The 10553-nt window shown below is 70.5% G+C and carries 3 protein-coding genes; all 3 read right to left on the bottom strand.

The features are described from left to right. Positions 1-55: 55 nt before the first annotated feature. Positions 56-7915 carry an AMP-binding protein gene (locus QH276_RS11510; RefSeq protein WP_280406724.1) on the bottom strand — a complete coding sequence of 2620 codons (7860 nt, stop codon included), beginning with the start codon at positions 7913-7915 and terminating at the stop codon, positions 56-58. 186 nt (positions 7916-8101) lie between these two features. Beyond that, the gene (locus QH276_RS11505) at positions 8102-9085 is read right to left on the bottom strand and encodes a LuxR C-terminal-related transcriptional regulator (protein WP_280399399.1); all 984 of its coding nucleotides are present in this window, start codon (positions 9083-9085) and stop codon (positions 8102-8104) included. A gap of 74 nt (positions 9086-9159) precedes the next feature. After that, the gene (locus QH276_RS11500) at positions 9160-9990 is read right to left on the bottom strand and encodes a M23 family metallopeptidase (protein WP_280399400.1); all 831 of its coding nucleotides are present in this window, start codon (positions 9988-9990) and stop codon (positions 9160-9162) included. Positions 9991-10553 lie beyond the last annotated feature (563 nt).

Below are 10553 nucleotides of genomic sequence, written 5' to 3'. Positions count from 1 at the left end.
CATCCCCTCGAGCGCGGGGAGAAAGGACCGTTGACGCGCGGCCGGCGCCGCCATGTCACCGGGCGCCCCGGCCCCCTACTTTTCCCGCGCCGCCGCGGCAACCCGGCCCCGGCCCGTGGCGGTAGGTGCGGGACTCGTAGGTCAGCCCGGCGACGGTGTGCACCCGGTGCACCGCGGCGGCGAGCCGGTCGTAACTCACCCGACGGCCGGTGGCATCCACCACCACCGGAGCCGCGCCCCGCAGCGGCCGCACCCGATGCGCATGGGTGACCGGTCGCGGTGATTGCGCGTCGATTTCCGCGCCGGCCGCCGGATCATCGAACGCTATCCACTCGATACCCGCCTGTTGCGGGACCGGCGAAGCAGCCAGGCCGACCCGCACCGTCAGGCCCGCGGCCGCCGCCACCGGCACGGCGCCGGCGGCGACGAGCGCTGCCCCGGTTTTGAGTACCGCCCAGGTGGCGACCACCGAATCGGCTCCGCGGTCCAGCGCGGTCACCACCCCGCCACCCGGCCCGCATCCCCGCGCGATCAACACCCGCGCCAGCTGCGACGAACGCGCGTCCAATTCCTGGTAGGTCAGCACCTCCTCGCCGCGGACGACCGCGGGTGCCGCCGGATCGTCTTCCACCGAGACCGAGAGCGTCCGCGCGAGCGCGGTCCCCGCGGTGGCCACCGGAACACCTTCGAGCGCGGTCCGCGGCGCAGCGTCGTCGGGAGCGGTGGCCGAAGCCTGCGCGGACGCCGTTCCGGCGGGTCGGGCGGGCAGTGGCGCATCGTCGAAAAGCACTGGTGCATCGCGAAATCCGGAGTCTTCCGGGCGGTCCGGTGGCGCCGCGAGCGCGGGTATCGGGCGGGGCTCCGCGTCGATATCGATATCGCCCACCCGTATCCGCGGATCCGCGGCGACGACGGTGAGGATGCGCGTGAGGCGGTCGCCGAACGACCGCACCGTCTCCTCGTCGAGCACGTCGGTGGCGTAGGTCAGTACGATGCGCAATTCTCCTTCGCCGCCGTCGGATTCGCGCCGCGGGTCGAGATCGACCTGCAGCTCGTAGTCGGTGACCGCCATATCGTGCACCGGCGCGCGAACCGTGAGCCCGGGGACCTGCACAACGGTCGGCTCGGTATCCCGGATCGACAGCAGTACGCCGAACAGCGCCCGGGTAGGCGCCACATCCGCCACGACCTGCTCGAACGGGATATCGGCGTGGGCGAATGCGGCCAGTTCCGTTTCCCGCGCGCGGCCGAGCAAATCGGTGAAGGTCTGCGTGGTCCGCACCCGGGTGCGCAGGACGAGAGTATTGGCGAACCGGCCGACCAGATCATCGAGTCCCGGTTCCGCGCGCCCGGTGATCCGGGTGCCGATCGCGATATCACCGGCCCCGGTCAGCCGCTGCAGCAGGACGGCCACCGCGGCGTGCACCACCATGAACACGGTGGCGTCGAGGTCACCGGCGACCGCCGCGAGTGCACGGTGAACCTCGGCGTCGACCGTGAATTCGGTGACCTCGCCGAGCACAGAACCCGGCTCGGTGCGCGGCCGGTCCAGCGGCAACTCCGCGATATCGTCCGGTTCCCGCAGCTGCCGCCGCCAGTAGTCCAATTGCTGTGCCAGCAGCGAGGTCTCGTCACCGGCGGCGCCGAGCACCGCGCGGTGCCAGACCGCATAGTCCATATATTGCACCGATACCGGTGACCACCGCGGCGACTCCCCGCTCACTCTGGCCAGGTATGCCCGCATCAGATCCCGGATCAGCGGCGCGCGCGACCCGCCGTCGGCGGCTATCCCGTGCGTCACCAGCGCGAGGACGTGCTCGTCGGGGCCGGTGCCGAACAGCAGACCGCGGATGGGCGCCGCCGTTTCCAGATCGAACGCGTCCGCGCGCAGCTGCGCGATCGCGGCGGTGATCTCGTCGGTTTCGGCGGTTTCCACGCCGCCGCGCAACGCCTGCGCCACCGGCAGGATGTCCTGGTAGGGCAGCCCGTCCGGACCCGCCGGGTAGCGGGTACGCAGCGGTTCGTGCCGCTCGAGCACGTCCGATATCGCGTACCGCAGCGCCGAGGTGTCCAGCGCGCCGGTGAGGCCGACGGTCAGCGCGATATTGCCGCGCGCCGGATCGGCACCGCGCGCCGGCTCGGGCCGGTCGAGCAGCCGGTGCTGGATCGGTGCGAGCGGAATGTGTTCCGGCCGGTCGGCCCGCTCCAAGGGCGGGCGCGGGGGCGGTGGCGCGGCGGCGGGGACCACCCGGGCCGCCAGCGCGGCCACCGTCGGTGCCTCGAACACTGTGCGGAACGTCAGATCGGCACCCAAGGCGTGGTTGATCCGCGCGACCGCCCGGCTCCCCAGCAGCGAATCACCGCCGAGCGCGAAGAAATCGTCCTCCGCACCTATTTTGTCCACGCCGAGCAGGTCGCCGAATACTTCGGCGACCACGGTTTCCGCATGTCCCTCCGGCGCGGCGAAGGGCGGGCGTGCGGCGGATTCCGGTTCTGCCGGTTCGGTCCGGAACGCGCTGTCGCCACCGGCGTACTCCAGGTTGGCGCGTCCGGCGAACGCCGCCCACCGGCCGGTATCGCCGGATCGATACATCCGCGACCCCGGCGCCCCGAAGGGATCGGCCACGAAGCGGGTCGCGGTATGCCCGGGGCTGCCGAGGTAGCCGCGGGCCAGTTGCGCCCCCGCCACGTAGATTTCGCCGGGCGCCCCGACCGGCGCGGGCCGCAATCGCTCGTCCAGCACATAGGCGTCCAGGCCGGGCAGCGCCCGACCGATCACCCCGGCGGGGTTGTCCACCAGCTGTTCGTCCAGCGCCAGGAAGGAGGCGTGCACGGTGGTTTCGGTGCGGCCGTACATGTTCACCAGCCACGGCGCGTTCCCGTCGCCGCCGGTGGGCGACGGGTGGCGCTCGTACCAGTCCCGCAAGGCCCGCGGCTCGAGCGCTTCTCCGCCGAGCACCACGTAGCGCAGCGCCGGTATCGACGCGGCCGCCGGCGCGACGCGATCGGCCTCGGCGAAACGGTAGAAGGCCGACGGTGTCTGATTGAACACCGTGACGTTCGCGCGAACCAGTACATCGCGCAACAGCTCCGGCGAATCGGCGGTCGGTTCGTCGACCACCACCACCGAACCACCGCCGGCGAGTGCGCACCACAGCTCCCACACCGACAGGCCGGAGGCGATCGAATGGCACAGCGTCCACACGTCGGCGTCGTCGAAATCGAAGAGCAGCTGGGTGTTGGCGAACAGTTCCACCACGTTGCGATGAGTTGTCCCGACAGCCAGGGGGATACCGTCGGTACCGGAGGCATACAGGACACAGGCGAGGTCGGCAGGCCGCAGCACAGCGTGCCGGTCGGCATCGGTGACCGGTTGCGCAGGGTAGCCCGTGGTGTCCTCCAACAGCACCACCGGCAACTCACCCCATGCCACCGTATCGCGTTCCGAACCGGTGGTGAGCACCGCGACCGGGTCCGCCGCGGCGAGGATCGGCTCCGGCCGCTGCCGTGGTCCGGCGGTGTCGATCGGCAGGTAGGCGGCCCCGGTCAGCAGCACCCCGAGTAGTGCGGCGGGTAACTCGGCATCGCGCGGGACCGCCACCGCCACCACGGTCTCCGGACCGGCGCCCACCTCGATCACGGCGCGCGCCACCCGGTAGGCGCGTTCGAGCAGCTCGTCGAAAGTCCGGACGGTCTCGCCGTATTGCACGGCCGGGGCGTCCGGATTCAGCCGCGCCCGCGCCTCGATCAGGTCGATCAGCGTCACCGGCGGGACCGCGGCTCCGGCGCTGTTCCATTCCCGCAGTACGAGGTCGCGTTCCCCGGGCGCGAGCAGATCGATATCGCCCACGCTGATACCGGCATCCCCGGCCACCGCAGTGAGAATCCGGAGCAATCGGTCGGCGTGATCGGCGACGGTCGGCGGGTCGAACAGATCGCGGGCATAGGTGAAGGTCAGGGTGGCGCCGGCGGCGGTGGGCACCAGATCCACCCGGAGATCCAAGGTTTCCGGTAGCGCACCGGGTTCGTGCTCGGTCGCGAGCAGCACCCGGAACGGTGGCTGGCCGGCCACGGTCCGCAGCGTATCGATCAGATAGCCGAGCCGTTCCCCGCCCTGCCCGGTCCGGCCGTGCGCCGCCGTGGCGGCCTCCCGGGCGGTCGCCAGCAGTGCGTCGAAAGCGCCGGCCGGATCCACCTCGGTGTGCAGCACCGACAGTCCGGCCGAGGCACCCCGCGGCGCGAACGCGCCCACCGCGGTTTCCCGTTTCCCGGACAAGCGCGCCAACAGCACGGCCAGCGCCGCCTGCACCACGGTGAGATCGTTCGTATTCACTTGCCCGGCAAGGCGTGTCAGCTCGTCGTGCAGGTCACCCGGTAGCTCCCGGTGAATCCGGCCGCTGCGCCGGGAAGGGCTGGCCGGCCGGGGCCGGTCGGCCGGGAGTTCCCCGTGCCGGGCGAGGGTATCGGGAGCGTGCCACCAGCCGGGGGCCGGTACCGCCGCGCGGGCGGGTACGGCCAGCAACTGCCCGATCAGCGCGTGCAGCAGGGCGGACAGTGCCCGCGCGGAGGTTTCGGTGACGGTATCGCGCCGGTATCGCACGCACAGCCGCAGCCGGCCCGCCGATTCCACTGCGAGTGTCACCGGGTAGTGGCTACCGGCCCGGGTGGTTACGCCGAGGACCTCGAACCCGGCCGCCGCGTCGCGTAAATCGGCCGCGGCCGGTGGATTCGGCTCATACGCCAGCACGGTGTCGAACAGCCGCGCCGGGGCCGGGTAGGAACCGGCCGGGCCGAGATGATGGCGTTCGAGGGTGGCCTGTTCGGAATCCATCAGGGTGAGCAGATCGCGTACCGTCCACCCGGGTTCGAACCGGACGCGCACCGGCAGCACCCGGTCGAACAAACCGGCCGGCTCCCCCGTACCCGGTGGCCGGCCCGGCACCACGGCGCCGAAGACGATATCGGTACGCGCGGTCAGGCTCGCCAGTAGCAACGCCCACACGGCCCGTACCACGGTGTCGACGGTGACGCCGGTCTCGGCCGCGTAGGCCGCCATGGCCGCCGTCTCGTCGGCACCGAGCGTGAGGTCCACCTCCCCGGATCCGGTACCCGGTTCCGCGGGCGGGGCGAGTACCGCGGCCAATTCGGTGGGCCGGGCATCGCCCAGGTAAACCGACCAGCGGGTGCGGGCAGCCTCGGTGTCCGCGTCCGCGAGCCGGCGTACATGGTCCCCGTAGGCAGGTGGTGCGGGCAGCGCGGCCGGGTCACCGTCGAACGTGTACAGGGTCAGCAGATCGCGCAGCAGCCCCGGCGTCGACCGGCTGTCGAACAGCAGTCGGTGCGCTACCAGAACGAGGTGGGTGCGCCCGGAAACCGTGCGGTACACCGTGATCCGCAGCAGCGGAACCGTATCGACGGCGAACTCGGTGCGTCCCTCGGCCGCCAGCAGATCGGCCATCTCGTAGTCGCCGACGTCGTCGACGACCCGCCACGGCAGTTCGGCCGCCGCCGTCACCACCTGCGCCGGGGTGCCGTCGGCCGTGGTGATGTAGGCGGTGCGCAACGCCGCGTGCCGGTCGACGAGAGCTTGGGCCGCCCGGTGCAGCCGATCGATATCGGGCCGCCCACCCAGTTCCAGCGCGACGAGCCTCGTCTGCTCACCGGCACCACCGGCGCCGAGCTGGGACCGGAAGAAAAGCTCGGTACCGGGCGCCGGCAGCGGAAGTATCTCCGCCAGATCCGGATACACCACCCGCCAGCGGTCGTACTCGGCCGGCTCGATCTGCCACCGCAGTCGGTCGGGCGCCGGGGCTCGGTGGTGGGCGAACTCCACGCCCGCCCGCTCCCCGAACTCTCCTGCGGCGTCGTATCCACGCCCACCGTGTTCCGCTGCCCGGGTCCGTGCGGACACCTCGGACGCCACAGCGGGCCGGGATTCCCCGTATCCCCCGGCAGACGCGGACACATCAAGTGTCACGGCGGACGTGGGTTCCGCGAACGTCACGGGAGATGTGGACCCAGCGGCGGGCGACGAGCCGTCGAACCCGCCGACAGGTGCGGGTCCGGCCGCAGCCGCGGAGACCTCGTACCCCGCGGCCGGCGTGGGCTCAACCGCGTACGACCAGCCGTCCAACCGCACAGCACGCTCGGACCCGGCCGTAGACGAGGCGACCTCGTACCCGACTGCGGGTGCGGACCCGACGGCGGACGAGGGGTCCCCGTGCCATCCGGCAGGCGTGGGTTCGACCGCAAGCGATGAATTCTCGAATCCGCGGGCAGGCGCGGGTCCTACGGCGGACGAAAAATCCCCGAGCACCGAATCCTCGGATACCGCGGCGGACACCGGTTCCCCGAAATCCGGTTCCGGCAGTGCCCGGTGATCGAGATCGCCGACCGGGGTCAGCGGGAGTTCGTCGACGATGACGAAGGCGGCCGGAACCATATAGGCAGGCAGCGATTCGGCGAGGAACGCGGGCAGTTCATCGGCATCCACGACGCGCCCGGCGCGCGGCAGCACATACGACACCGGCGCCGCCGACCCCGACGGCAGCGTCTTGCCCAGGGTTACCGCGTACTCGACTGCCTCGTGCCGGGTGAGCACCGCATCGATCTCGCCCGGGTCGATCCGGAAACCGTGCACTGTCAGCTGGAAATCGGTGCGACCCAAATATTCGATCTCCACACCGCGCGGCGTCTCCACCCGGCGTGCCAGATCGCCGGTGCGATACATCCGGGCGCCCGGCCGGCCGGCGAGTTGCCCGGCGACGAACCGTTCGGCGGTGTGCGCGGGCCGGTTCAGATACCCCTGTGCCAGCGCGGGGCCCGCCAGGTAGATCTCGCCCACCTCACCCGCGGGCACCGGCCGCAACCGGGCGTCCAGCACGAACACCTCGATCCCGGGCACCGCGGCGCCGATGGTGATCGGGTCGCCCGGGTACACCGGTCCGGTGTGCGTGGCGACGGCCGCGGCCTCGGTGTGGCCGTAGGACAGGACGAGATGATGGTCGCGCGCCCAGCGGCCGGCCAGTTGCGGGCCCACCCGGTCGCCCACGACCGCGACCAGCGTGAGTTCGCCGAGACCGGCCGGATCGACCGATTCCAGTGCCGCCGCGGTGGAGATCAGATGGGTTACGTACTCGCGGCGGATCAGTTCGGCCAGATCGCGGCTGCCGGCCACGCCCGCCGGGGCGATCACCAGCGTCGCGCCCGCGGTGAAGGTGAGCAGTAGTTCCAGAATCGAGAGGTCGTGATTCGGCGGGCACCGGTGGACCACCCGGGAATCACTGGTGATGTCGTAGCTCTCGGCGACCGCCGCGACCACCGTGGCCGGGCCGCCGTGCGCGACCACCACCCCCGCGGCTCCGCCGGTGTAGGCGATGTACGCGGGATGGTGTTCGTCGAGCGGCCGGACCCGTTCGGCATAGGAAAGGGGCCGGCCGGACCGGCCGGCGATCCGCTGGGCCTGCACCGGGTCGTCGAGTTCGATCCAGTAGAGGTCGCGACCGAGCGCCCGGCGATATTTCGAGGTGGTGAGCCCGAGGGCGGCACCGGAGTCCGCGACGAGACGGCCGATCCGGGCCGGCGGGTCGGTAGGATCGAGAAAGACATGTGCCGCACCGGTTTTGGCGACGGCCCAGACCGACAGCACCGAATCCACGCTGCGCGCGATGGCGATGGCCACCACATCGCCCGGTCCGATTCCGCGGTCGATCAGTTCCCGCGCCAGCCGCGACGAGGCACCGTCGAGTTCCCGGTAGGTCATTTCCCGCTGATCCGCGGGATCACCCGTCGGGTTGTAGCGAATCGCCACCTCGTCCGCGGCCGATTCGACCGCGGCGGTAAGCAGCTGACCGAATAGCGGACTGCCCGAGCGGCGCCGGCGACTGCCACGAGAAGAACGACGGGCAGTTTCCATTCGAGTGCATTCACCCTCTCGCATCGAACCAGGTCACGGCCCCCGCGTGCCCGTTCGGCGGAAGCCCGTGCTGACCGGGCCGAGCGCGGTGCGGCCCATCATAACGGCCTGGACCGCCGAGGGTCGGCTCATGAACGACCGGGCGTTCGCCGCGGTGATCGACCGGCCACCGCCCGGGTGATCAGCTCACAGCCAACCGCGGCGGATGGCTTGCACCCCGGCCTGGAACCGGGTACTGGCGCCGAGTCGTTCGAGCAGCCGGGCCGTCCGGCGGACCACGGTGCGCCGTGACATGCCGAGCCGGCGCGCGATCGTATCGTCGGTCGCGCCCATGCTCATCATGGTGAGGATGGCCCGGTCGCGTTCGTCGAGTTCGTCGGCGGCCGGCTGCACCGAAATGGGTGCGGAGAGGGTCCACAGCACATCGAAGCTGCGCACCAGCAGATCCAGCAGCGGCGATCCACCGATCCGTAACGCCATCGGATCGGGTCGGCGTTCGTCGGTGTGCAGTACCAGGCTGGCACGTTCGTCATCGGCGACGATGAGTTTGAACGGCGGGTCCGGCAACGTCCGGGCCTGGGCGCCGCGGGCATTGGTGGCCAGCGTGTTCCGCAACCGGTCCGCGTCCTGATAGATCGTGTCCTGGTAGAGGATCCGGTACCGGACACCTTCGGCTATCCGGGCCTGTTTGAGATCGGTGATCCGGCTGTCGCGTTCGGCATCGCTGATATGGGGGCTGCGATCCACCATTTTCACGCTGGATCCGGCGCCCGCGTGCAGGGCCTCGAAATCGGCGAGCAGTTCGGCCCGTTCGAACACCGGCACCACGGCACCGTTCCAGCCCTGGGCGCGCCGCACCGAGCGGAAGGTTTCGCTGAGCCGGGCCGCGGCGGCGTGCATGGTGCTGATCTGCTGGCGGCGCCGGCGTGCTTCGGCCTCCGACAGCGATTCCGGTGCGTGCGCGTCCCAGCGCGGGGCGCCGTCGGAATCGACCAGCCGGATCACCGCGCGCAACTCACACAGTTCGTCCAGCGCCGTTTCCACAGCGGTTTCGGACAGCCCGGTATGCCGCGCGATATCGGCGACGGCGGACCGCGGCCGGTGCACCAGGGCCGCGTAGACGCGGCCGTGGATCGAATCGGACTCGAAGATTTCCGCCAGTTCGGTCACACCGGGAGTTCGTAGGTCTCCTTGCAGCCCTGCGGGGCCGGCAAGGATCGGACGGTCGAGCGGGCTTGTCGAGCTCAGTGCGAGGGTCCCCACTCCAGCGGCACCCCCTTGGAAGCCATCCAGCTCATCGGATCGATTTTGTTCCCGCCCTGGTCCCAGATCTCGAGGTGCAGGTGGGGGCCGGTGGACTGACCGCGGTTACCGACGGTGGCGATCACCTCGCCCGCTTTCACCCGCTGCCCTTCCGCGACGTAGATATCGTTCACATGGCCGTAGACGCCGGTGGTGCCGTCGTCGTGCAGTACGCGGACCCACATCCCGAAGCCGGAGGCGGGCCCGGCTTCGATCACCGTGCCGTCGGCGACCGATTTGATCGGTGCGCCCAGCGCGTCGGCGAAATCGATGCCGTAGTGCATGGCACCCCAGCGGCTGCCGTAACTCGAACTCACCACTCCCGCCACCGGCCGCACGACCGGGGCCGGGGCGAACTGCTGATGCAGCTGTTTGAGGGTCTGCTCGGCATGCGCCAGCGGTGCGGCGACCTCGGGCGGCAAATTGTTCAACCCGAACGGCGCGGCGGCCGGAGCCGGAGCGGCGATCGGAGCGGCCTGCACCGGAGCGGGCGCGGGCGCCGGGGCGGGCGCGGACATTTCGCGAGCCTGCTCTGCGACGGGCTGCGCCACGTCCTGAGCGGCCGGCGCGGCTTCGGGCTCGGATTTCCGGTCCCCGTCACCAGGCAGCAGCGGGGCCGCATAGGCGAGCGCGGGCGCGATCTGCGAAGCGGTACCGATGATCGCACCGGCCGCGACAGCGGCCCCGGCGGCCGCCCGGACCTTCTCCGCAGCGCCGGCAGCGGCACGGTGGCGGCGCGGGCGCACCTGGACCTCGTCACCGATAAGGCTCATAACGGTGATCGAACTGGGGCCTAGTCGATGGTGCGCCAATGTCCGTCCTCGCTATCCGGTCAACATGTTCACGAATGCCATGTACGAATCCAGGTCCCGAGCCCGGTAAACGTAACGTTTAGGCATCCGTTGTGACGGTAACTCTACCGCCCCGTGACCATATCGCAACCTTTTCCCCAAAACCCCCGCTAGAAGCCCTGACGAACCATTCTGAAACGGTCACGATCGTATACGCACAGTACCGCCGAACCCAGCGAGACCCCGAACGACCCACACCCCGGAACCAGACAGAACGGCGCCGAGCCTTACGACATCCCCGGGTTTCACACAAGCCGAAACCGGACGCGACCACGGCGGCGCCGAGTCTTACGAGGCCCTGAGTGGTTTTGGCCCGTCCCGGCTGTCAGTGCTCGATGCGATGCGGCGCAGCCGCGAGTGTCGAGCGCTGCCTCGGCGAGACGGACCCCAACCCCGAGGGCCGTCCGAGGAAACCCTTCGCCCCAACACATCTCAGATAGGTAATGATAATCTTTTTCATTAGTGCGCCCGGCGGATGCCGGTGC

The organism is Nocardia carnea (assembly GCF_029869215.1).
GTDB lineage: Bacteria > Actinomycetota > Actinomycetes > Mycobacteriales > Mycobacteriaceae > Nocardia > Nocardia carnea_B.
The sequence above is the reverse complement of the archived record's forward strand: the minus strand, read 5'-3'. Positions and strand labels throughout refer to the sequence as shown.